We start from the raw sequence: 25043 nt of genomic DNA on the forward strand, positions 1-25043 counted from the left end.
TCTCGATCGCATATTCGTATTGTTGGCGCTGCTTATCGCTGTAAGTCGCTTCATAATACAGCTCCTGTGTTGTGCGCTTGATGCCAGATATCATATTGGGTATCACAGTGCCACTCTGGTTCATTATCGTCTTGGAGCAACTCTCCATCAGGAAGTAAACTCGGTGTTGATTCGTTAAGTAAAATCTTCTGAATTAAAGCGGCTCTCTCTTGGCTTACTGCAGCTTGAGCTTGCTTATCTGCTTGCCTATCAAAGTACCGCTTACCCTCAATCCAGGTGGCATCGACTTTAGCGTAAACAGACAAGGGAGAGCGATCCCACAATACGATATCGGCTTGCTTACCTCGGGTGATAGAGCCGACATAATCGTCAACGCCAAGTTGAATTGCTGGATTGATAGTGACCATGTTCCAAGCATCTTCAGCGCTCATATCACAGTACATCATAGATTTTGCCGCTTCTTGGTTTAGCCTGCGCTGCATCTCATAATCATCGGAGTTGATGCTGGTAAGTACGCCCTTGTTTTGCATTAGGCAGGTGTTTTGTGGAATAGCATCGTAAACCTCAAATTTATAGGCCCACCAATCAGAGAAGGTAGAGGCAAAAGCTCCATGTTTGGCCATTTCATCAGCCACCTTATAGCCTTCAAGGATATGAGTGAAGGTGTTCACTTTAAAGTCATAAGCTTCGGCAAGCCTCAGGAACATCAATATTTCAGACTGAACATAAGAGTGAATATGAATATCTCTTTTTTGAGCGAGTACTTCGGCAATAGCTGCTAAACGGTAGTTTGGCTTAGGTGCAACGCGTTTACGTTTATCACTGCCTCTTAAACCTTGGTAGTCATCCATCGCTTTTTGGTAAGCAATCGCTTCGTTAAAGGCTTCGGTAAATAGGGATTTAACTCCCATACGGCTTTGTGGAAAACGTCTGTTGAAGTTATCCCCCCAGTGACTTTGTTTAACATTTTCTCCTAAAGCGAATTTAATGCTGGCAGGTGCCTGATTGAATTTTAAATTTGCAGCGTTTTCGCCCCATTTCATCTGGATAACCTGAGCCTGTCCGCCAATCGGGTTAGCACTGCCATGCAGCAACTGAGCAGTGGTGACTCCGCCAGCTAAAGCACGGTAGATGGCGATATCATCTGGGTTAATTATATCGCCAATACGGACTTCTGATGTGATCACATCGGTTCCCTCATTGGTGCCACCATTGATGGCAATATGAGAGTGTTCATCGATAATACCCGCTGTGAGGTATTTCCCCGTTGCATCGATATGACGATAGCCCTGCGGTGTTTTAAGGTTTTTACCTACTCGCTCTACTTTTCCTCTAGAGATCAATATATCGCTATCAGTGAGCACGCCTTGCTCATCTGAGGTCCAGATTGTGGCATTGCTTATATGTAGCTTCTCGCTCTTCGCTTGCTTTATTCTGCCGTAAGCAACGTTAGGGCTGGTGAGTGTTGAGATCAGCTCAATTGACATTTTCTTTGGCTTTTCTAGGGCGTTCTCTACTGGTAAAGTCGCGTTTTGGCTTAATACACCAGCGACTAAGGTGAGGGCACCATCTTTATCTAACATTCTGCCCCTGAGCCCCTGCTCATCGAACCAAAGCGTAAAACGATTGACCCCATCGATACCAGCTTCCGTCATATCAACATTGAATGTTAAGCGCTTATTGTGGAATTTGACCTGAGAGAGGACTAGTTCCTGCTCACCACTTGATAGTGTTCCTGCTAACTTATCTTCTTTCGTTGAGATGATTAAGTCTAGAGCAAGCTGTCCGACATTTATCTGATAGCTAGATTCCAGTAGTAGGTTGTCCGGTTCGACGAGTCTTTGTTCGTCTCCCTGTAACCAGATGCTGTGGATCTTACCATTATCAAAGATATTGCCGTTTGTGATCACTAAGTCTGCAATAAAGCCTGGTTTTAAACGGCCACTAAATTCACTGGTACCAACCATTTCAGCAGCTTCAGTAGTCAATGCTGCTAACGCAGCTTCTTCACTGAGGCCATATTCAATGGCATGTTTTAATCTTGGCCAAAAGTCTTCAGTTTTTATGCCGTACTGGGTCAATGCAAAGGGAAGTTGTGCCTGTTCAATAGTTTGTAAGTTGGCAGGGGCTCTCTCCCAGTGGCGCATTTGGGCTAAAGAGATCTCCCTCTCGCTATCATCATCCCCTACCAAGGGGGCAGCAGGGAAGTTTAGGGGCAATATTAAGCCGTAACCGTAGGCCTTAAGCTCATCTATACGAGCATACTCTTTACCATTACCGAGTAAGTTGGCTTTGAAATCATGTTTGTTTAATAAGTGAGCAGCGCGTAATTGGTTATTTAAATTTTTGCTGTCGAACGTTATTTGCTCGTTCTTAATGTTGTCCAGTGCTGCAAGAGCACTATTAAATTCAATAATGTTCGTTTCGGATTTAGAGAAAGACTTAGACCTGTTCTCTTTATACCAGTTAGCATCTGCAAATGTTTGCCTAATAAGCGCGATACTTCCCATCAAGGAGCTAGGGTAATCTTGAGGAGAGCTGCCTTTATTGAATGCCAGAAAGTGACTTGAGTTCTCACGATAGATAATTTCATTTGCACGTTTATCAGCTAATGACAGTGTTACGCCTTGACCACGAAATATGCCATCTAAATAACTACTTTGCACACTGGTAAAACCATTATTAATCCATGCTTTTGCTTTATCTGAATTTGGGTATACATAATTAAACCATGTTTTTTCTGCGTGTATTGCACCATTATGTGCATTACCACCGATCCGTTTAATCTCGTAAACAGGCGGGATCACTTCTACATCGGGGTAATTAAACTCAATCGCGTAATCAGTATATGGGTCAATAAATCCTGGATAAATAGTATAGCCGTCAAGGTTAATCTCATACGCACCAGCAGGGATGTTATTACTTTTTATTATCTCTATAATTTTATTGTTTTTTATAAGTAGTGTGGCATTTTCAATTGTTTCACCAGGCTCGACCATCAGAGTGGCATGACTTAACGCTGTTAATTTTGGCGTATTATCAGTGAGTTGGTCGTTTGCTTGAACTTGAAATGTTGCAGTAGAAAATAATGCCGAAATTATTATTATCGTTTGAGTTTTGTTATGCATTTTTGACATTAACTAGTGGTGACGGGACATAACAGGAGATTATCTGAAATACGATGTAAATACCAAGCAGTAATTGTAATTTTTCTTATCAAAAATGCTATAAAAAGGATATAAAAAAACCGGCGTGAGCCGGTCTAATATACTACTTCTGCATGAGCGAAGTGATTAGATAAGGAAGTCTTCCATAGTACGACCTTTATCCAGTTGGTTCTTGAATACTGTAGGCATACGACCTTGGCCAGTCCAAGTGATTGTTTCACCATCGACATCGATAGTATATTTAGCTGGACGAGGAGCACGCTTTTTCGGTGCAGCTTTAACTTCGCTTGAACCTAGATCATCAATAGATAGACCGACAGCTTCCATCTGCTTACGAATTTCATCAATTTTAGCGTTTCTTTCTGCATTTGCCGCAGCTTCAGCTTCAGCTTGAGCATCTCTTTCAGAGATAACTTTATCAAGTTTTGCTGCTACTTCTTTTAAATCTTCAACTGATAACTCTTTTACTGCAGCTTTAAAGCGGCGGCCATGAGTAAGTATTTCAAGAAAATCGCTCATAATTATTTGGTCCAATGATGAAATTAGTGGGTTTTTAATTTATGCGACTAATAATAGGAATTATTAGTACAAGGATCAAATATTATTTTAAGTATTCCATTAATATATATTTATGTTGAATAAATATAAGCAAAATAGATTTTATTATATCGGTCTGTGAAGGTGTATTTCGTAGTGTACTAAAAAAAATACAAACAGGTGTTTGAAACTCTGTTGACGTTAACGTTAACAGCACGTAAAGTGGCTCTACTTTGTATAGGTATATAACCTATACTCAACTCCTCAAAATATGACGTAAGAAGGAAGCCCTATGAAAGTATTGGTGCCTGTTAAGCGCGTCGTCGATGCCAATGTAAAGGTCAGAGTTAATGCTGACAATACTGATATCGATACCGCTAACTTGAAAATGGCGATTAACCCTTTTTGTGAGATTGCTGTAGAAGAAGCTGTACGTTTAAAAGAAGCGGGCGTTGCTTCAGAAGTCGTTGTTGTGACTGTTGGGCCTAAAGCATCTCAAGAGCAGCTACGTACCGCTATGGCACTAGGGGCTGACCGAGGCGTTCATATTGAGACTGAAGAAACTTTAGTGCCTTTATCTATTGCTAAGTTGCTTAATGCAGTCCAGCAAAAAGAGCAAGCACAGTTGATCATCTTAGGTAAGCAAACTATTGATGGTGACAATAACCAAACGGGCCAGATGCTGGCTGCCTTGGCTAACTTACCGCAAGCGACCTTCGCATCAGAAGTTAAGGTTGAAGGCGATAAACTTGCTGTCACGCGCGAAATTGACGGTGGTCTGCAAAGTGTGGCAGTCACTCTTCCTGCGGTAGTCACTGCTGATTTACGCTTGAATGAGCCTCGTTACGCCAAGCTCCCCAATATTATGAAGGCAAAGCGAAAGCCACTAGAAACATTGTCTATTGATGATCTTGGTGTCAGCCTGAAGCAACATCAAACAGTATTAAAAGTGACTCCACCAGCAGAGCGTCAAGGTGGAGTGATGGTGGCTTCAGTTGCAGAGCTGGCCGAGAAGTTAAAAAATGAAGCGAAGGTGATCTAATGGCAACTTTAGTATTAGCAGAACATGATAATGCCAGTCTAAAACTGGATACCGCCAAGGTTGTTGCTTGTGGTCACGCCATTGGTGCTGAAGTCGACATTCTTATTGCAGGGCATGAGTGTGCGGCCGCTGTTGAGTCCGCAAGGCAACTTGCTGGTGTGAGAAATATTCTTGTTGCAGACTCAGCTCAATTTGCGCAGGGCTTTGCTGATAACGTGTCGCAACTTATTGTTGATCTTGCAAGTGACTACGAACATATTTTAGCTGCAGCCTCTAGCCAAGGAAAAGACACGCTACCACGTGTGTCAGCCTTACTTGATGTAGCTCAGTTATCTGAAGTTGTTGAAGTCATTAGTACAGACACTTTTGTTCGACCTATCTATGCGGGCAACGCCATGGCGACGGTTCAGAGCTTAGATGCGAAAAAGGTACTAACAGTTCGTTCAAGCTCTTTTGATGCAGTGGCTAATGATGGGGCTGCAAATGTTGTGGCTATCGATAAAGTCTATGAGTCATTGACTCAGTTTGTTTCACAAAGCCTGACTGAATCTGAACGTCCAGAATTAGGCGCAGCTTCAGTGGTTGTGTCTGGCGGTCGTGGTATGGGCAGTGGCGAAAACTTTGCCATGCTAGAGCAGCTTGCTGACAAGTTAGGTGGTGCATTAGGTGCTTCACGTGCAGCGGTAGATGCAGGTTTCGTGTCGAATGACCTTCAGGTTGGACAGACAGGGAAAATTGTTGCCCCAGATCTTTACATTGCGGTTGGTATTTCCGGTGCCATTCAACATTTGGCAGGAATGAAAGACTCAAAAGTGATTGTTGCTATCAACAAGGATCCTGAAGCGCCGATCTTCCAGATCGCCGATTATGGTCTAGAAGCAGATCTGTTTGAGGCCGTACCACAGCTGCTTGAGTTGATATAAACTCTGGTGTTAATGCTGTGAAAATGTAGATTTTTAGTAAAGCACTCGGCTTTACATATAAAAATTAACGTGATCTTGATCACGATGGGCGGCTTTGGGGTAGAATCCCCAAAGCCGCTTATGTTTTTATGAACTTCACGTTTTTCCTACCTAAGATGAATTTTATTTTACCTTAGTGTCGAAAAAGCGTCCTGAGAAGTAGAGGTGCATTAAAGATTAGTAATGATAGCCAGGGTGATACCGCTTATCTATCATGAAAGGATTTAGTGCCGAAGCAGTAATACATATCACGGTTTACTGCTGGGGCTGTATCGAATAGGTACAGCACTGCCATAGTATTTCTTATCTGGATGATAAGAAGATTTTATACCCTTAAATTAATGGTATTACTATGGAGCGCTACTGATAGGACAGGTGTTTTCAGATATCATCAATATCCCACCAGTTCAGCAGCCTCCATTCGTACTTAAAACGAAGATTATAACTAAATGACAACTTTAAGTTACGCCGACTCGGCACTTTCATTGCTGCCGCCTGTGGTTGCTATTCTTATGGCGATCGTTACTCGTCGTGTTCTACTTTCACTTGGATTGGGGATTGTACTTGGCGCGATATTAATTACTGACTTCTCAGCCTTAGGTTCTGGTCAGTATCTCGGTGAGCAAGTGGTCGGTCTGTTTTGGGATGACGGCGCGTTAAATGCTTGGAACCTATACCTTCTTGGTTTCCTCATATTCCTCGGTATGATCACAGCGCTTATTACGGTAAGTGGTGCGGCAAGTGCCTTTGCTGATTGGGCTCGTACTCGCATTAAAAGTAAGCGTGATGCAAAACTACTCACCATGTTCTTAGGTTGTGTGGTCTTTATTGATGATTACTTTAATAGTTTAGTGGTCGGCAGCGTTGCCAGACCATTAACTGATCGCTATTACATTTCGAGAAGTAAGCTGGCTTATTTGCTTGATTCAACTGCTGCACCTATCTGCGTTATTTCACCCGTTTCAAGTTGGGGCGCATACATTATCGCGCTGATTGGCGGTATTTTAACGGCTCATGGTTTTGCTGATACGGGGCACCTGAGTGTATTCGTACAGATGATCCCGATGAACTTCTACGCCATTTTTGCACTATTACTTCTTTTGTGTGTTGCCTTTATGGATCTCAATGTTGGTCCAATGCGCCAACATGAGCTTAACGCTCAGAAAGGTAACTTATATGATGAAAGCAAAGGTCTACCGCCAGGTGCAAATTCTGACTTACCAGAAGCTGATAATGGTAAGATCTTAGGACTATTCCTTCCTATTATCGTTTTGGTATGTGCAACCTTCTATTTTATGGTGAGCAGTGGTGGTGATGCATTAGCAGCGGATGGCAAGCCATTTAGCATACTTGGCGCTTTTGAAAACACTGATGTAGCCTCTTCACTATTCTTTGGTGCCCTCGTTGGTTTCATTGCAACTTTAGCGTTAGTTTTAGTTCAAGGACTCGACAAAGCGTACTTGATTAAAGGTTTAGTGGCTGGTGCACGCTCTATGTTACCTGCTATCTATATCTTACTGTTTGCATGGACAATCGCGGGTGTTATTGGCCAGTTAGAGACTGGGAAATACATGGCAAGCCTAGCATCGGGCAATATACCGTTTGCACTGCTTCCTGCGGTATTATTTATACTTGCTGGTTTAACCGCATTCTCAACCGGTACGAGCTGGGGTACCTTTGGGATCATGTTGCCAATCGCTGCTGATATGGCGATGGGAACCCATACTAATATGATGTTGCCTATGCTTGCTGCGGTTCTTGCTGGTGCGGTATTTGGTGATCACTGTTCACCAATATCAGATACGACGATTCTCTCCTCAACTGGCGCGAATTGTCACCATATTGATCATGTAATTACACAACTGCCCTATGCCTTGATTGTGGCTGGAATAAGCTTAGCGGGTTATACCGTAATGGGCTTCACTGAATCTCTGATGGCAGGCTTAGCAACGTGTAGCATCATCTTTGTGATCAGTGTGTTGATACTCAAGGTTAAGTCTTGCCAACGTAATGCCTAGTTAAAACAAGCTTGTTTTAGATCTTTATACCGCTCAATTGAGCGGTATATTTTTATCTTAGGTCTACCATGTGAGATCCATAGCTTTTGAGGCAAGATTTTTCTCTTAAAAAAGTGTTAAGCTATCCTCGAATTCATCATTAAGGAATATCAGTTTGGCACAGCTCTATTTTTATTATTCGGCAATGAATGCTGGTAAATCCACTTCGCTATTACAATCATCATATAATTATCGTGAGCGTGGTATGAACACCTTAGTGATGACTGCATCAATAGATGACAGGTATGGAGTCGGTAAGGTTGCATCGCGAATTGGTATCGAGACTGAAGCTCAAGTATTTGGTAGCGATGATAACGTGGCGACACTTATTGGCGATGCCCATAAGGCAGAGCACCTTAGCTGTATTTTAATTGATGAATCACAGTTTCTCAGTAAAGAGCAGGTCAAGCAGCTGACATATGTTGTTGATGTGCTTGATATCCCAGTGCTTTGCTATGGACTTAAAACAGACTTCCAAGGTGAGTTATTCACCGGCAGTCAATACCTGCTTGCGTGGGCTGATAAATTGGTCGAGCTGAAAACTATCTGTCACTGTGGTCGCAAAGCAAACATGGTAGTGAGACTTGATGGTGAAGGTAAGCCGATGCGTGAAGGTGAGCAGGTCGCTATTGGTGGTAATGAAAGCTACGAGTCTGTATGTCGCAAACATTTTCGCGAGTTTTTGTGGGACTAAGATAGGTTTGATGATTCTAGGTTCTAGGTTCTAGTGCCTAGGATCTGGCCCTATTCCAACTTCAACAATAACAGTCTTACCTCTTTCCTTGTATCATCAATCCTATCTATCACTTTAGTGACGCTGGTCTCATCATGGTTAATCGTATCCCAGTTTGTTTGCCAGCTTTGCTTTAAAGCGTGGGTTGCAGCTTGTAGGTCGGGCTCAGTGATCATACTTAAGTCCGCAATTAGATTTACTTTTATCCATCCTTTTCTTGGATTGCCTGCGACAGGGTCCTTATCGTAATAGGCAGCATAGATAATCCCTTCAAGCTCTGATAGCTGTAATAGCAACTCAAAACTTGCCGAGCGCATGGTTGAGTTGTACTCACTGACCTCCATTCGCCAGACATTGTAGCTAAAGCCGATAAGCGCAAATAGCATGCTAAAAATTGCCGTTATCTGAAAGATTTGCTCTCTTCTCTTGGTGAGTTTTCGCCGCATATTATCAATAATCGCTGTGTTATTTACATATTAAGATACATATAAAGATAGTGTAATTAGCCTAAATATTTCACAGCGCTTGAATATAAATAGCTCTGTAGGCGGTCTATTGCCATGTGTTTAATCAAATCATTTGATAACCCTTCTAATCAGTAAGAAAAGTGGGCATTAAGGAGTATGAGAATGAAGCATGGAAGAAGTTGGTCTGTATTAGACTGGTTTATATTGCTGTTTAACTTAATATTGATGGTTGCGATGTTTAGCGCCAATGTACTTGAGGCCAAAGAGGTAAGGTTTGCTCCTGATTTTGAGCTTGTTGATCCGCAAGGAGAGCTACATGCTTGGTCAGAATATAAAGGTAAGCCCACCATCATACATTTTTGGGCTACCTGGTGCCCCTATTGTAAGAAGCTGCAACCTGGGCTTGAAAAGTTAAGTGAAGAATACCGAGACACTGACTTACAGGTCTTAGGCATCAGCTTCAACGAAGATGAGGGCGCCCAGCCAGCACAAATGCTTAGAGCACGTGGCATTAACTTTCCAACCTTACTAAAAGGGGAGGGCGCTGCTAAAGCTTATGGGGTTGTCGGAACGCCTACGACAGTTTTTATTAATCGAGATGGTGAGATAATCTGGAAAACCAATATCTCACTGCCTGACGACCCAAAGTTATCTCAAGCAACTGATTATATTTTGAAGCACTAAGGTTTAATAAAACCTGTTGAATGAGATAGCTGGATTAAAAGCAATCATCTGTTACGGCGCGAGTATAATATTCAAATGCTGCAACAGGGGAGCGGTATTCTACGTGGCACTTGAAGGTTCCTTGCTGTATTTCAGCTTGCTTATTGGCAAACTTTTTTGGAATGATGGCAAAAGAGGAGGAGCTACCGATACCAAATACAAAGTCATCGTCAGATAAGCCCATTACTGTTTTATAGTTATCTTCAACAACAGTGTCGGACGATGAGGTCCCTGTAGCTTTCGGGTAGCCATTAGAAACATATAGGCGGGTACCTGAAACATCTATATAGAAGTAACCTATCTTGCTATCCCAATTAGGATGCCCGTTACAAATGCCATCACAATCTTGCTTATCTGCAATATCATCAACTTGCGTTTTTGAATGGACCAGTTGATTCATTGAAGCAATCGAGCCTGCGATACCTTCTAGACTTGCTGCTTGAGCATCACTGCTTAATGACAGGAATTTAGGGGCTGCAATAACCGCCAAAATACTAAGTATGATGATAACGACGACTAGCTCGATTAAGGTAAAGCCATTTTGATGTTTGTTTAAACGCACTGGATAAAAGTTCACTAACAAATTGTGCGCGGAATATACTTAAATCACACTAATCGATCAAGGGTGTATCCAGTATAGATACAAATAAAACTCAACTATTTTAATGTGTTAAATTTTGATTGCACCTTGTTTCTTGCTGGTTTCTATTTTGTGCTGCTTATGTTCGGCGCCTGTGGTTTTATTGTTTCGTGTTAGTGTGTGTTGCCTGATAATTAAGGCAGTACCTCTATACAGGCCGCATATTCAGCTGTTGTATCTGCTATGCTCCCAAGTGCACCCGATACCATATACACATCAGCGTGAGAGCCTCCCCCGACGTCTGTAATACTCCAATAATAATCAACATCAATGCCCCATCCTAAGCCTGCTGAAACGTGTGATGAGGGGATCCCCGGGAATAAGCTCACGATATGATCGTAATACTGCTTTAGCCCGAAAGCATCACTGGTATCACCAATACCATCTACAGTGAGACTGTAGCCTCTCTCAATACATTGAGTATTTGAATTAGGCCAAGTAAATAGGCCCCAAAAAACGCTAGTGCCATTTTCTGCTCTTTGGCTATCAAATAGAGGAGCTGCTGGCTGTGAATTATTCAGTATGCTGGTTTCTATTGTTGTAAGTGGCCTGTGTAAGCGCTTAGTGATCAAACCTATGGTGAGATCTGTATAAGGTATTGGTGCTACTGCCCTTTGAGTAATATTAAAACCTACATCAATAGCCATAGGCAGTCCACCAGTTACCTCAGAAGTATCGAACGATGAAGCCAATGAGCATAGCTCACCTTCTTCAGCTGTGGTTACGCACACTTCAATATCATGACCGACTAAGGCAAAAGCGGATTCAGTTGGCGTTGCTCTGGTTATCGTGAAACTGGTGCTATTGGTTGAGCGAGTGCTCGTATTGGCAGGATTAGTTGAGCGCCAAATCACGCCCAGATCAGTGTACCCTTTAATGTCTAAAGTGAGTGTTTCATCCAGCTGTAAGTTTCCAGTCACTAAAATTGCGGCAATATCGGTGACAATACAGGCATCACTGCCCGCTTTAGGTGTGCCAGTTATGGCAACGGGGGTGATGCAATAGCTTAAGCTTTTACCACCACTGTTGGCTGGTGGGGTATATGAGATATTTTGGCTAACCTCAACACCATCTAATTTCCAGCTATATAAGCTCACACCTTCGTTATCACCATCTGCATCAAGATAATCGTAGCTTACCGTTAAGAAGGTATTAGGTTTGGCAAAGGTATCCCAAGTTAAATTACTTGCTGTAGGTGCACTGCCAGCGTTGGGGTCGACATTTGCAGCAGCGGTACACACTTGGCTGCCTGTCGCATTTTGACCAAAGCTTGCTACAGGGGTGACACAAAAGGTTAAACTCTTACCTTCATCACTGGCTGTTAAGGTAAGGGTTTGGCTTGTGCTGACCTCGACACTGTCTAGCTGCCAGCTAAATAGACTGCTGCCTTCAGGGCGGTTGTTGGCATCACTAAACAGATAACTGCCGTTCAATAATGTGCCAGATACTGGAGTGGGTGTGATGAGTAAACTTGTCGCCGTTGGCGGGGGATAACTACCGATAATGGTTTGCGACAGACACACCTGCACGCCCTGTTTCGGCGAGCCGGTACTGGCTACTGGGGTAACACAAAACTCAAGGGACTTACCTTCACTGTCTATCGGTAGGGTAAAGGTTAATCCAGAGCCACTGTCGGTATTGTCTAGACGCCACTGTATGATGCTTATCCCTTCGATATCGCCATCAGCGTCACTATAAAGATAACTTGCTGTGATACTTTGCCCTGGTTGCAGGGGAGAAGAGAGGACTAAGCTAGTCGCTACAGGAGCGCTACCCTGTTTGGGTGAGATGCTGACAGCAGGAGTACATACTTGGGGTCCTGTTGCATTTTGACCATAACTTGCAATAGGGGTGACACAAAACGCTAAACTTTTCCCTTCATCAATGGCATTTAGGGTAATTGTTGAGCCTGTCATGATACTGATACCGTCTAGTTTCCAATTGAGTATGCTTTCTCCCTCTGTGCGACTCTGAGCATCACTAAATAGATAATTTCCGGTAAGAAGTGTGTTAGTTACTGCACTTGGGGTTATCAATAGATTAGCGGCTGTTGGAGGAGTATAGCTACCGATAATAGCTTTGATATCGCAAACTTCGGCACCTATTTTAGGCTCACCCGTTAAAGATTTTGGCGTGACGCAAAAACTCAGCTCTGCACCTTCTGAATCAATCGGCAATACCAATTGCTTACCTTGACCAACTTCTGAGGAGTTTAAACGCCAGCTCAATACGCTAGCTGCTTCGGCGTCATCATCTGCATCTAGGTATAAATAGGAACCCTCAACTTTATGTCCTGGTTGTAATGGAGAGCTTATAAGAACATCTTCAGCGACAGGAGCTGTGCCCAATGTTGGTAATATTAGCTGTGCGATGGAGCAGGTTAGCGCCCCGATATTGTTGTTTCCATGAGCTGCAATAGCCGTGACACAAAAGTGGAGCCACAGCCCCTCATGGTGCTTACTGGGGGTAAACGTACTACCATAGCTTTGCAACTGATTATCAAGATACCAACTTACTTCACTGTTTCCCTCCGGCCGGTTTGCTGCATCATTAAATTGATACAATGAGGTGACAAGCGTATCGACTTCAGCATCGGGTGAAATAGAGAGTTGTGTTGCAGTTGGTGGTGTGAAGGTTTCATAACTTGGAAAGCCATCACCTTCGCCACAACCTGTTAGCAGCAGAGAGCTAAGAATAACCATGAAGCTCAATAAATGGTTTGCGATGACTTGTGAAACAAGCTGCTGATAATCATTTATCTGTCGGACTAAGGTCACTTCATTTTCCTCATATGAGAAAATAATGGCAATGCAGTCGCATTGCTGAGTGATCCATCACATCCATTACTTTATCTATCACTAAACACAATAGTATAAGATATACAAAGAAGGCAATAAAGAAAAGCTGTCACTCGTCATTTATTTGACGTTTTATAGTGTAATTTAATTCTAGTCGATATTTTTATGAAGAAAAGGCCAGTGAGATTTCACTGGCCTTAGTATTGCGGTACATACTTTGACTAATTATGTTTTGTTAGTTTTTATCCATCATTGAATTGAGGATGTATTAACGACTAACTATTAAAAATGCATCTCTGGTACATGATCTGGAACGATCAACTTACCTGCCGTTTTCTCAACAATCTCTTCGACTGAGACACCAGGTGCACGCTCTAGTAGGTGAAAAGCACCCTCTTTTATCTCCATAAAGGCCAAGTCAGTTAGCACCCGCTTGATACAGCCAAAACCAGTCAGTGGCAGTTCGCATTTAGGCAGTAGCTTAGAGTTACCACGTTTGTCGGCATGCATCATAGTGACAATGATGTTGTCAGCGCCTGCGACGAGATCCATGGCGCCGCCCATCCCTTTGATGAGCTTACCTGGGATCATCCAAGAGGCGATAGAGCCTTGCTCGTCAACTTCAAACGCGCCCAATACGGTTAGATCTACGTGACCGCCACGGATCATGGCAAAGCTTTCACTTGATGAAAAGAATGAAGCACCGTCAACTGCGGTGACCGTCTGCTTACCCGCATTGATAAGATCTGCATCTATGGTCTCTTCAGTGGGGAACTCCCCCATGCCAAGTAGGCCATTTTCTGATTGCAACATGACATCTATTCCCTGTGGAATATAGTTTGCTACTAGTGTTGGAATACCTATGCCTAAATTAACGTAATAGCCATCTTTTAGCTCTTGGGCTACACGTTGTGCGAGTTGTTCTCTTGATAATGCCATACTGTCTCCCTCCTGCTTATGCGTCTGTTGTTGAAGATGGTTTTACTGTTCGCTGCTCGATACGTTTCTCGAAGCTGCCTTGGATCACGCGGTTTACATAGATCCCAGGAGTGTGAATATGGTCTGGATCGAGTTCGCCCGGCTCCACAATATGCTCGGCTTCTACTACGGTGATTTTACCCGCGGTTGCCATCATAGGGTTGAAGTTTGCAGCCGTTTTGCGAAAGACTAAGTTACCCATAGTGTCGGCTTTCCAGGCGCGCACTAAGGCAAAGTCTGCAGTGAGTGAAGGCTCAAGAACATAATGTCTGCCGTCGATTTCGCGTGTCTCTTTACCTTCAGCAACGGGCGTACCGTAACCTGTGGCGGTGAAGAAAGCGGGAATACCAGCACCACCTGCGCGGATCTTTTCGGCCAAGGTGCCTTGCGGGGTTAAAATGACATTGAGCTCGCCCGATAGCATCTGCTGCTCGAAGGTGGCATTTTCACCCACATAGGAGGCGACCATAGTATCAATTTGACGGCTTTTAAGGAGTAAACCTAAACCAAAATCATCAACGCCTGCATTGTTAGAGATAGCTGTTAAGCCAGTAACGCCGGTTTTTACCATTTGAGCGATTAGGCCTTCTGGAATTCCACATAAACCAAAACCACCTACCATCACAGTCATATCATTAGAGAGCCCCTTTAGAGCTTCTTCATAACTGTGTACGACTTTATTCAGTCCTGCCATTATTCTTATCTCCTTTGTATGAGGTACGAGATCTTAGGTTCTCGTATCTAGGATCTGCTATTAGACTTAATTCACTCTTAACTGAGCACTGCCTTATTTACTGATGGCTCTGGCAACTTTAGAGCCCGTTTCTCTGCCAAGCGCCTGACTGATGTTATTACCAGCTTGAGCCAGTAAGTTAAGATCTATGCCGGTTTCTATACCGAGCCCGCGTAACATATAGACCAGATCTTCGGTGGCCAAATTCCCAGATGCTCCCTTGGCATAGGGGCAGCCCCCTAGGCCGGCTACAGATGAGTCAATCACACTAACGCCTGTCTCTAAACAGGCCAAAATGTTGGCTAGTGCTTGCCCATAGGTGTCATGAAAGTGTAGCGCTAACTTTTCGACAGGGACTTTCTGGCTGACAGCTTCCACCATTCTACGGGCATTAGCGGGCGTGCCAACGCCTATGGTGTCACCAAGGGATATCTCATAACAGCCCATTTTGTAAAGGATTTCAGACACTCGAGCGACTTCGCTCACTTTTATCTCGCCTTCGTAGGGGCAACCGAGCACACAAGAAACGTAACCGCGAACACGGATGTTTTCTGCTAAAGCGCGCTCCATCAGAGGTTCAAAGCGTGCAATAGACTCCTCAATAGAGCAGTTAATGTTACGCTGGGAGAAACTTTCAGAAGCAGCGCCAAAGATGGCAACTTCATCGGCATTAGCGTCAAGTGCAAGTTCCAGCCCTTTCATGTTAGGGGTGAGCGCACTGTAGATAACATCAGTCTGTCGATGAATATTGCGCAGAACATCACCGGAATCTGCCATCTGAGGCACCCATTTAGGTGATACAAAACTTGCCGCTTCTATTCGTTGTAGACCTGCTTTCGCTAAATCTTCAATCAAGGCGATCTTATCTTGAGTCGTTACTGGCTTTTCATTTTGAAGCCCATCGCGTGCACCAACTTCAAATATGGAGACCTGTTTTGGCATCTTCATGCTTGTTCCTTCGATTCTGCTGGTTCAACCTCAACAAGAAGATCGCCATCAGAGACAAGCTCACCGGGTTCAAAGAAGAAGGCTGATACTGCGCCGTCAAATGGAGATTCAATGGTGTACTCCATCTTCATTGCTTCCATTACCATTAGGCCTTGGCCAGCTGTGACCTGGTCACCTTTTTGCACTAAGTGGGTCACAATCGTGCCGTTCATTGGCGCTTTAAGCTTATCTTCAAGGCACTCTTGCTCCTCTTCAAGCTCAGTCTGGATAGCTCGATAATGATAACTTGTGGCATTGATAAACAGCGTAAAATCATCGTCAACTTGGCTAACCGGTACTTTCACTTTATGCCCTGATGCCGTGACAGCTCCTTGATTGTCTTGGCCTGATTTGACGGTGATTTCGCTATGTAGCATTTCACCTATCAGCTCACCTTTTAGTTGGTAAGTGATGTCAGCGATTTCAACTTGATAAACCGATTGTCCAGCGATGGATATCTCTGTGACATCTAAGTGCTGAATCTCATGATTATCATCAAGCAGTGCAACTTGATGGGTGCTATCACTGTTTAGTCTAAATCCGCTCACTGTGCCCCAAGGAGAGTAGGGATCTTGCTTGTTTACACAGGCTTTAGCTGCGGCTTTTCGCGAACATAGCTGATATAAAGCTGCAAGGGCGAGAGCATTTTGCTCATCATTTGAAGCCGAAAGGCTACGGCCAATTAACTCATCGCCGTAACGCTCAATAAAGTCTGTGCTGAAGTTGGCCTCGCTAAAAGCTTTATGCTCAGTGATGTTGGAGAGAAATTCGATGTTATGTTTTAAGCCGCTAATTTGGTAGGACTCAAGTGAGTGCACCATGCGCTGTAATGCCCTAGGGCGAGACTCATCCCAAACTATCAGTTTAGAGATCATAGGGTCGTAAAAGTTACTGATCACATCGTTTTCACGGATCCCTGAGTCGATACGTACGAATTTACTCTGCTCAGGCTCACGTAGGAAGTTAAGTTTACCACTGGCTGGCAGAAACTCATTTTGCGGATCTTCGGCATAGATACGTACCTCAAAAGAGTGGCCGTGTACACGTACCTCTTGCTGACTTAATGGTAGTGGGCTACCACTTGCGACCATCAGTTGCCATTTTACTAAGTCTTGGCCTGTGACCATCTCTGTCACTGGGTGTTCAACCTGAAGGCGGGTGTTCATCTCCATGAAATAGAAGCTGTCATCGGTATCGAGTAGGAACTCCACTGTGCCGGCACCGCGATAATCGATAGCTTTTGCGGCTGCAACTGCTGCTTCGCCCATCTTTACTCTCAGCTCATCGCTTAACCCTGGCGCTGGCGCTTCTTCTACCACTTTTTGGTGGCGACGTTGAATAGAGCAATCACGATCGGAAAGGTAGATACAGTTGCCTTGGCTGTCGGCAAATACTTGCACTTCGACATGGCGAGGTTGGCGCAGGTAGCGCTCCATCAGGAGTTTATCGTTGCCAAAAGAGGAGATTGCTTCTCGTCTGGCAGAGTGGATATTTTCTAATACTTCATCACTGCTCTCTACGATACGCATGCCTTTACCACCGCCACCAAATGCAGCTTTAATCAGCAATGGAAAGCCCATCTGGTTAGCTTCATCGACTAACAGCGCATCATCTTGACCGTCACCGTGGTAGCCGGGGACTAACGGCACTTTAGCCGCGCCCATGATCTCTTTTGCAGCACTCTTACTACCCATTGAATCAATGGCATCAGAGCTTGGGCCGACAAAAATGACACCTGCTTGTTCGCACTTTCGGGCAAACTCTGCATTTTCAGAGAGGAAACCATAGCCTGGGTGTATCGCTTGAGAGCCTGAGCGCTTAGCGATATCTAAAATCAGATCCCCTTTTAGGTAAGAATCTGCTGGTGCGCTGCCACCTAAGTAGAAAGACTCGTCGGCTAAGGCGACATGGCGGGCATCGACATCTGCATCACTGTAGAGTGCAACAGTGCGCACTCCCATAGCTTTCGCTGTTTTAATAATGCGACAGGCAATTTCACCGCGGTTAGCGATTAATAGTTTTTTTATGAGTGATTGATTAGGCATTATTCTGTCCTTGCACAGGGAGCTCTTTTGCAGTTGAATCTGATATTTTCCAGTTAGGGCTGCGTTTCTCAAAGAAGGCATTGAGTCCCTCTTGGCCTTCATCGGAGACACGAATACTGGCGATGCGCTCACTGGTGTGATTGCGTGTTGCATCGTCGATAACCCCATCTTCAAGATGAGACAGCAAGGTTTTAACCCAAGCCATCCCCTGGGGGCTATTTGCGAGTAGGGCGCTGATCAATGGTGCTGCAGCGGTATCTAGCTCATCACTCACTTCATGAATGATTTGCAGTTCAAGTGCCTTTTCAGCGCTAAATCTCTCTGCGGTTAACATGTAACGGCGAGATGCGCGTTGGCCCATAGCGCGGACGACATAAGGACTGATAACTGCAGGAATAAGTCCAAGTTTTACTTCAGATAAGCAGAAGCTTGCGCGTTCATTGGCGATGGCAATGTCACAGCAACAGATGAGTCCCAGTGCCCCACCAAACGCTGCACCTTGCACTAACGCTATGGTCGGTTTAGGAAACTTATCTAAGTCAGACATCAGCTTCGCTAGCTCATTGGCGTCGGATAAGTTTTGCTTAAAATCCATCTTGGCTTGCTTACGCATCCAGTTAAGATCGGCTCCAGCACTGAAGTTTTTACCGTTCGCTCTAACGATTAACAGTTGGCAATTATCATTGTGGGCAAAATAAGCCAGAGATTGAATCATCTCGCTAATCATCACTTCATCAAATGCGTTGTGTTTATCGGCTCGATTGAGGATCATCTCTCCCACGCCATTATTCAGTTGGCATGAAATGTATTTAAAGTTTTCTATCAATTCATTGGTCATGTTCAGCACTCACTGCTTAGTCAATACCGCTATCGGTTAGGATGGCCAAAGCCATTACATACGGAATACACCGAACTTGGTCTCTTCAACTGGGGCATTGAGCGCCGCAGAGAGGGCTAAGCCGACAACGTCACGAGTTTGTGCCGGATCGATAATGCCATCATCCCAGAGGCGAGCACTGGCATGGTAAGGGTGACCCTCTTTATCGTACTGCTCAACGATCGGCTCACGGAATTGCCGCTCCTCATCATCGCTCCATTCAACGCCTTTGCGGGCTAAACCATCACGTTTAACTGTTGCTAATACGCCGGCTGCTTGCTCTCCGCCCATTACAGAGATGCGGGCATTTGGCCACATCCACATCATGGTAGGCTCAAACGCGCGGCCACACATGCCGTAATTACCTGCGCCATAGCTGCCGCCGATGATGACGGTAAATTTGGGAACGTTGGCACAAGATACTGCAGTAACCATCTTAGCGCCGTGTTTGGCTATGCCTTCATGTTCATACTTCTTACCCACCATAAAGCCGGTAATGTTTTGTAAAAACAGCAGTGGGATCTTGCGCTGACAGCACAGCTCAATAAAGTGCGCGCCTTTTTGGGCGGATTCTGAAAACAGGATGCCATTGTTAGCGACTATGCCAACGGGGTAGCCGTGGATACGGGCAAAGCCACACACTAATGTGCTGCCGTAGTTAGCTTTAAACTCATCGAAATCAGAGTCATCGACGACGCGAGCAATGACCTCTTTGATATCGAATGGCTTTTTAAGGTCTGTACCGACGATGCCATACAGTTCATTGATATCGAACTTGGGCGGCTTAACCTGACTCAGCTGAGCTTCGATGGTTTTTTGATGATTTAAACGGGTGACTGCTTTGCGGGCTAACTCAAGAGCATGCTCATCATTCTGTGCCATATGATCGGCCACACCGGATATTTTAGTGTGCACCTCGGCGCCGCCAAGTTCCTCTGCGGTAACCTCTTCACCAGTAGCCGCTTTGACTAATGGCGGGCCTGCAAGAAAGATAGTGCCTTGCTCTTTGACGATAATAGACTCATCGGCCATGGCGGGTACATAAGCCCCACCCGCAGTACAAAGGCCCATTACAACGGCAATTTGTGGGATACCTTTAGCAGACATCTGCGCTTGGTTATAGAAGATACGACCGAAGTGATCTCTATCGGGGAACACTTCATCTTGGCGGGGCAGGTTAGCGCCGCCTGAATCGACTAAGTAGATACAAGGTAGGTGACAACGACTCGCTATCTCTTGCGCACGTAAATGCTTTTTGACTGTCACCGGATAGTAAGTCCCGCCTTTTACCGTAGCGTCATTGGCAATGATCATACACTCCACGCCACTAACACGGCCGACACCAGCGATGATGCCTGCTGCAGGGACCACATCTTCATAAAGCTCAAAGGCTGCAAATTGTGACAGCTCAAGGAAAGGGGAGCCTGGGTCGAGTAGCTTTTCGACACGCTGGCGCGGCAACAGCTTACCGCGAGAAAGGTGACGTTCACGGGCAACGGCGCCACCGCCTTGTTCAATTTGATGTAGTTTGAGTTTTAAATCTTGAACAACGGCAGCCATGTCTTCATGTTTAGCTTTGAATTCATCACTGCGGGAGTTAATACGACTACTTAGTTGCGTCACGGTTTCAATCCTTTTGAAGCTAAAAACGAACGTTTCAATAGAGAGTTGAGCGCTGAATGACGGCGAATATTCACCGTCATTGGGCGCTTGCTTACTTAGACTCGTTGAACAGCTCGCGGCCAATCAACATGCGGCGGATCTCTGAGGTACCTGCACCGATCTCATAGAGCTTAGCGTCACGCAGTAGGCGACCTGTTGCGTATTCGTTGACATAACCGTTACCACCTAATAGCTGAATGGCATCGAGCGCCATCTTAGTGGCAAGCTCTGCTGAGTAGAGAATCGCTCCTGCAGCATCTTTACGTGTGGTTTCGCCGCGGTCACAAGATTTAGCCACGTTATAGATATAAGATTTTGCCGCATTCATACCTGTGTACATGTCTGCGAGTTTGCCTTGAACTAGCTGGAACTGGCCAATAGACTTACCAAACTGCTCGCGCTCATGAATGTAAGGAACAACGATATCCATACAGGCTGTCATGATCCCAAGCGGGCCGCCTGAAAGCACCACACGTTCATAATCTAAGCCGCTCATCAGTACCTTAACGCCATTATTCAGGCCGCCAAGTATGTTCTCTTCAGGTACTTCACAGTCTTCAAACACTAGCTCACAGGTGTTTGAGCCACGCATGCCGAGCTTGTCTAGCTTTTGTGCTGTGCTGAATCCTTTAGAGTTACGATCGACAATAAATGCGGTGATTCCGTGAGCACCTTTATCTAGATCTGTCTTGGCATAGATGACATAAGTTTGCGCATCAGGGCCGTTAGTGATCCACATCTTGTTGCCGTTAAGGATATATCTGTCACCCTCTTTACGGGCATGCAGTTTCATTGAAACCACATCCGAACCGGCATTTGGCTCACTCATCGCCAGTGCGCCGATATGCTCGCCGCTGACAAGCTTAGGTAGGTATTTGGCTTTTTGCTCTGCATTACCGTTACGGTTAATCTGGTTAACACATAGGTTAGAATGCGCGCCATAGCTCAATCCGATAGAGGCTGATGCTCGAGAGATCTCCTCCATGGCAACAACATGAGCGAGGTAACCCATATCGGCTCCACCATACTCTTCAGAGACAGTGACGCCCAGTAGTCCCATATCACCAAGTACTGGCCAAAGTTCATTGGGGAAAGCGTTATCACGATCTGTTTTTTCTGCTATTGGGGCAATTTCATTGGCAGCGAAGTGCTGTACTGCATCACGCAGCATGTCGACGTCTTCACCTAAACCAAAGTTGAGAGATGAGTAGAGTTGAGTCATTGCTTGTTGTCCTATCAATTTTTAAATTATTTTTGTGTCGATTGTTAACCATCGACTCTTAATTTTTCTGTTAAATTATTAAGTTACATGGTGCTTGCTCGTGGGCAGAAATGGCTTAACCAATGACTCAGCTTATCTTGCTGTTTTGTTGTCACCTCTATTCCTGCTTTTTATCTTAGCGAATGCCCCTTAGTGAATGTCCCTTAGTGAATGCATTGGTACATTGAACCTATAGTGGGTTTACTTCTCTTGCAGCTCGAGTGCAGCCCTACATTGTTGCTCTGCTGAGTTGAGCTCCATAAGGACAACTTTGATGTCATCCATCTGTTGTTGAAGTGACGATTTTTTCTCCTCAACGAGATCAAGCATAGTATGCAGCTGCGAGCTGCTGTTTTTATCGGCGTCATATAGTTCAAATAGACGACGAGTTTCAGCCAGTGAAAAGCCAAGTCGCTTGCCGCGTAAAATCAATTTCAGACGCACTCTATCTTTGAGGCCATAGATCCGAGTTTGGCCACGGCGCTTGGGCTTAAGTAAGCCCTGATCTTCATAAAAGCGGATACTACGAGTCGTAATATCGAACTCCTTTGATAGATCACTTATTGAGTAAGTCGTTTGTGGACTTTGATTTTCGCTCATTGAATAACACCATAAAATTTAACTTTTCCAGAACGATATATGAAGTTTACGTAAAGGTAAAGCTTGTGGCTATTTTGTCGGCTTAAATTATCTCTTTCTAGCAGAGGATAAATGTCAACGAAATGTGCCACCTTGCCTAGTGAGTCAAGCTGTACCGTCGATTACTCTAGTGTGGACTGCTAGATAAACCTATAGCCAACCTATCCCAAGGTCTAATGGGAATTGGCGCTACTCACTCCATAATGAGCCTATAGGTTGACTGTTTTATAAGCATTCAGCACGTGATGTTTATTACTTGTTGCTGGGGAGAGCACAATGAATAAGTCTGATTATGAAGAGGGATCTAAGTTAAATCTGGCACGACATAAAGCGTTATATCAACATGCCATAGACAATCCACAAGCATTTTGGAGCGATGCAGCTCAATCCATTAGTTGGAATAAACCATGGGAAAAGGTGCTTGATAGCTCGCAAGCTCCTCTTTACTCATGGTTTGAAGGGGCTGAGCTCAACACCTGCTACAACGCTGTTGATAGACATGTTGAGCAGGGGCGCGGGGAACAAATAGCCATACAGTACGTGAGCCCCGTGACAGAGGCTGAATACGGAATCACCTATAAAGAGCTGCAATCACAAGTGAGTCGGCTTGCGGGTTACATGGACTCAATCGGTGTAAAAAAAGGTGATAGAGTGATTATCTATATGCCTATGGTGCCAGAAACGGCCTATGCCATGCTCGCTTGTGCGCGCATCGGCGCGATTCACTCTGTGGTGTTTGGTGGCTTTGCTGCCAATGAACTGGCAAGTCGAATTGATGATGCTAAACCTAAGGTTATCCTCTCAGCGTCTTGTGGCATTGAGCCCTCAGGCGTGGTGCCTTATAAGCCGTTACTCGATGAAGCCCTAGTGCAATCGAGTCACAAAGTAGAAAATTGCCTCATCCTTAACCGTAGTCAATACAGTGCCGAGTTAACCCTTGGTCGTGATATTGACTGGCAACTTGCGATGAAGAGTGCACCGTTTATTGAATGCCAAAGTGTTGCTGCGACCGATCCTCTCTATATTTTGTATACCTCGGGAACGACGGGGCAGCCTAAAGGCGTGGTACGAGATAATGGTGGGCACGCAGTTGCACTGGCTTGGTCGATGAAGCACATCTACAACATAGGGCCAGGGGATGCGTTTTGGGCTGCATCTGATGTGGGCTGGGTGGTTGGTCACTCCTATATTGTCTATGGACCGCTTTTGGTCGGGGCGACGACCTTGATGTTTGAAGGTAAGCCAATAGGTACCCCAGATCCTGGGATTTTTTGGCGAACAATTGAGAAGTATCAAGTGCGTAGCTTTTTCACAGCCCCCACCGCTATACGCGCCATTAAGCGTGATGATCCTGATGGTGACTTTCTAAGAGATGTCGAGCTGAGCTGTTTAAACACCCTATTTCTAGCAGGTGAACGGTGCGATCCAGATACGCTTAAATGGGCGGAAGAGCAGCTGAAAAAGCCTGTTATCGATCATTGGTGGCAGACTGAAACTGGCTGGCCTGTGGCAGCAAACCTTATGGGCAGTGCGCCTGTTGCTGTTAAACCAGGGTCACCAGCACTTGCTGTACCTGGCTATCAGGTAGAGGTGCTCGATGAGATGGGGGAGAGTATTGAAGCCAATGCCTCTGGCAACGTAGTGATAAAGCAGCCATTACCACCAGGAACCTTAACCACCCTGTGGAATAATGAGCAGCGATACCGAGATAGCTACCTCACCATGTACCCAGGATATTATCTAACGGGTGATGCAGGCTATATGGATGAAGATGGCTACCTCTATATCATGAGCCGCATCGATGACATCATTAATGTCGCAGGTCACCGACTGTCAACGGGTCGATTTGAAGAGGTATTATGTCAACATGAGGCGGTTGCTGAAGTGGCTGTTATTGGGGTTGAAGATAAGTTAAAGGGGCAACTTCCTCTCGGGCTTGTGGTGCTCAAAAAAGGAGTAACGCTCAGTGATGAGCAGCTCTATGGAGAGCTAAAATCATTGATCAGGGAGCAGATAGGGCCAGTAGCTTCATTTCGATTAGTCAGCATGATCCAAAAACTACCTAAGACACGCTCAGGAAAGGTACTTAGAGGTACGATGCGAAAAATTGCGGACAATCAAAGCTATAAGATGCCAGCAACCATAGAAGATCCACAAACTTTAGAGCTGGTTCGAAATACCTTAACCAGAATGGGCTATGCCGATGCGCTCGTGTAGCGGGTGCAGGTAAGTCATAATCGCTTAACGGGTAACTTTCTGGTTTTTTCGCTGTAAACTTGGAAAGTTACCTACTTTCTGTTGCTACTTAAATCCTTTAACTGGCTAAAATAGCACTTATTTGCCAATAACCCCTAAAACCTAGTAATTAAGTTACAAAAGTCTGTATAATCCCCGCAAAAATATAATACCAATCAGTATAAGAAAGTGATCTACTCAGAGTTATTTTTGGCAAACTAATTCGAGGTGAATAGCTGAAGGAATGGTTATTCCCTTGTGAAGCTATTTAACGAAGAAGTAGGCAGCCAAAAACACTCCTGAAAGGCGAGTTTTAGCGCATCTGATGCTGTGTTAACGAGCTAAAACGTAGAATAATTATGTTCTTCACTCGTTGCCTTGCCTCTGAAGCGCTAAACTCTCGCTGAGCGATTACATCTTTATACTGATTGGTATGTCCTATCGACTATGCTGCGATATTGAGCAATAGCTAATAAATGGCTTGGCTAATATTGAATGTG

At 44.8% G+C, this 25043-nt stretch carries 19 protein-coding genes and 1 riboswitch; of the genes, 6 read left to right on the forward strand and 13 right to left on the reverse strand.

Annotation, left to right across the window (positions count from 1 at the left end):
- Window positions 1–50: 50 nt before the first annotated feature.
- Together BM736_RS02565 and BM736_RS02570 are read right to left on the reverse strand one after the other, a co-directional pair.
- Entirely contained in the window at window positions 51–3128 is a 3078-nt protein-coding gene (locus BM736_RS02565; RefSeq protein ID WP_076409848.1) for an amidohydrolase family protein, read from the reverse strand.
- A 165-nt stretch (window positions 3129–3293) separates the two neighbouring features.
- Window positions 3294–3686 (reverse strand): H-NS family nucleoid-associated regulatory protein, encoded by a 393-nt coding sequence (locus BM736_RS02570; RefSeq protein WP_076408227.1) that lies wholly within the window; start codon window positions 3684–3686, stop codon window positions 3294–3296.
- Between the two features lie 310 nt (window positions 3687–3996).
- Here BM736_RS02570 and BM736_RS02575 point away from each other — a divergent pair, with 310 nt between their 5' ends.
- From BM736_RS02575 to BM736_RS02590, 4 genes are all read left to right on the forward strand, one after another.
- A complete protein-coding gene (locus tag BM736_RS02575; protein ID WP_076408230.1) occupies window positions 3997–4746 on the forward strand; it encodes an electron transfer flavoprotein subunit beta/FixA family protein in 750 nt (249 codons plus the stop codon).
- On the forward strand, window positions 4746–5669 hold the full coding sequence (locus tag BM736_RS02580; protein ID WP_076408233.1) for an electron transfer flavoprotein subunit alpha/FixB family protein: 924 nt from the start codon (window positions 4746–4748) through the stop codon (window positions 5667–5669). The genes BM736_RS02575 and BM736_RS02580 overlap by 1 nt, the downstream gene beginning before the upstream one ends.
- A gap of 191 nt (window positions 5670–5860) precedes the next feature.
- Window positions 5861–6079: riboswitch (Lysine riboswitch) on the forward strand.
- Between the two features lie 78 nt (window positions 6080–6157).
- Window positions 6158–7726 (forward strand): Na+/H+ antiporter NhaC family protein, encoded by a 1569-nt coding sequence (locus tag BM736_RS02585; RefSeq protein WP_076408236.1) that lies wholly within the window; start codon window positions 6158–6160, stop codon window positions 7724–7726.
- A gap of 154 nt (window positions 7727–7880) precedes the next feature.
- Window positions 7881–8459: a thymidine kinase gene (locus BM736_RS02590; RefSeq protein ID WP_076408238.1), complete on the forward strand. Its 579-nt coding sequence runs from the start codon at window positions 7881–7883 to the stop codon at window positions 8457–8459.
- Window positions 8460–8509: 50 nt separating this feature from the next.
- Here the strand turns inward: BM736_RS02590 and BM736_RS02595 are convergent, their stop codons facing one another.
- Entirely contained in the window at window positions 8510–8944 is a 435-nt protein-coding gene (locus tag BM736_RS02595) for a hypothetical protein (RefSeq protein WP_076408241.1), read from the reverse strand.
- A 183-nt stretch (window positions 8945–9127) separates the two neighbouring features.
- Here BM736_RS02595 and BM736_RS02600 point away from each other — a divergent pair, with 183 nt between their 5' ends.
- Entirely contained in the window at window positions 9128–9649 is a 522-nt protein-coding gene (locus tag BM736_RS02600) for a peroxiredoxin (RefSeq protein WP_083699798.1), read from the forward strand.
- Window positions 9650–9683: 34 nt separating this feature from the next.
- Here the strand turns inward: BM736_RS02600 and BM736_RS02605 are convergent, their stop codons facing one another.
- The 10 genes from BM736_RS02605 to BM736_RS02650 all read right to left on the reverse strand — a co-directional run bounded on the left by BM736_RS02605 (window position 9684) and on the right by BM736_RS02650 (window position 22269).
- A complete protein-coding gene (locus BM736_RS02605) occupies window positions 9684–10250 on the reverse strand; it encodes a type II secretion system protein (RefSeq protein WP_076408244.1) in 567 nt (188 codons plus the stop codon).
- Between the two features lie 212 nt (window positions 10251–10462).
- Window positions 10463–13105 carry a hypothetical protein gene (locus BM736_RS02610; protein ID WP_076408247.1) on the reverse strand — a complete coding sequence of 881 codons (2643 nt, stop codon included), beginning with the start codon at window positions 13103–13105 and terminating at the stop codon, window positions 10463–10465.
- 303 nt (window positions 13106–13408) lie between these two features.
- A complete protein-coding gene (locus BM736_RS02615) occupies window positions 13409–14065 on the reverse strand; it encodes a 3-oxoacid CoA-transferase subunit B (RefSeq protein ID WP_076408250.1) in 657 nt (218 codons plus the stop codon).
- A 16-nt stretch (window positions 14066–14081) separates the two neighbouring features.
- On the reverse strand, window positions 14082–14798 hold the full coding sequence (locus tag BM736_RS02620; RefSeq protein ID WP_076408252.1) for a CoA transferase subunit A: 717 nt from the start codon (window positions 14796–14798) through the stop codon (window positions 14082–14084).
- A gap of 93 nt (window positions 14799–14891) precedes the next feature.
- Window positions 14892–15785 (reverse strand): hydroxymethylglutaryl-CoA lyase, encoded by an 894-nt coding sequence (locus BM736_RS02625; RefSeq protein ID WP_076408254.1) that lies wholly within the window; start codon window positions 15783–15785, stop codon window positions 14892–14894.
- A complete protein-coding gene (locus BM736_RS02630) occupies window positions 15782–17869 on the reverse strand; it encodes an acetyl/propionyl/methylcrotonyl-CoA carboxylase subunit alpha (protein WP_076408256.1) in 2088 nt (695 codons plus the stop codon). Before BM736_RS02630 ends, BM736_RS02625 begins: the two co-directional genes overlap by 4 nt.
- Complete coding sequence (locus BM736_RS02635; RefSeq protein WP_076408258.1) at window positions 17862–18707, reverse strand: enoyl-CoA hydratase-related protein; 846 nt, start codon at window positions 18705–18707, stop codon at window positions 17862–17864. Before BM736_RS02635 ends, BM736_RS02630 begins: the two co-directional genes overlap by 8 nt.
- 54 nt (window positions 18708–18761) lie before the next feature.
- Window positions 18762–20369 (reverse strand): carboxyl transferase domain-containing protein, encoded by a 1608-nt coding sequence (locus tag BM736_RS02640; RefSeq protein WP_076408260.1) that lies wholly within the window; start codon window positions 20367–20369, stop codon window positions 18762–18764.
- Between the two features lie 91 nt (window positions 20370–20460).
- Window positions 20461–21630 carry an isovaleryl-CoA dehydrogenase gene (locus tag BM736_RS02645; RefSeq protein ID WP_076408262.1) on the reverse strand — a complete coding sequence of 390 codons (1170 nt, stop codon included), beginning with the start codon at window positions 21628–21630 and terminating at the stop codon, window positions 20461–20463.
- 240 nt (window positions 21631–21870) lie between these two features.
- Window positions 21871–22269 (reverse strand): MerR family DNA-binding transcriptional regulator, encoded by a 399-nt coding sequence (locus tag BM736_RS02650; RefSeq protein ID WP_076408265.1) that lies wholly within the window; start codon window positions 22267–22269, stop codon window positions 21871–21873.
- A gap of 315 nt (window positions 22270–22584) precedes the next feature.
- Here BM736_RS02650 and BM736_RS02655 point away from each other — a divergent pair, with 315 nt between their 5' ends.
- Entirely contained in the window at window positions 22585–24525 is a 1941-nt protein-coding gene (locus tag BM736_RS02655) for a propionyl-CoA synthetase (protein WP_076408267.1), read from the forward strand.
- The last annotated feature ends 518 nt before the right edge of the window (window positions 24526–25043 follow it).

This window comes from Shewanella sp. UCD-KL12 (genome assembly GCF_001957125.1).
In the GTDB taxonomy this organism is placed as follows: domain Bacteria; phylum Pseudomonadota; class Gammaproteobacteria; order Enterobacterales; family Shewanellaceae; genus Shewanella.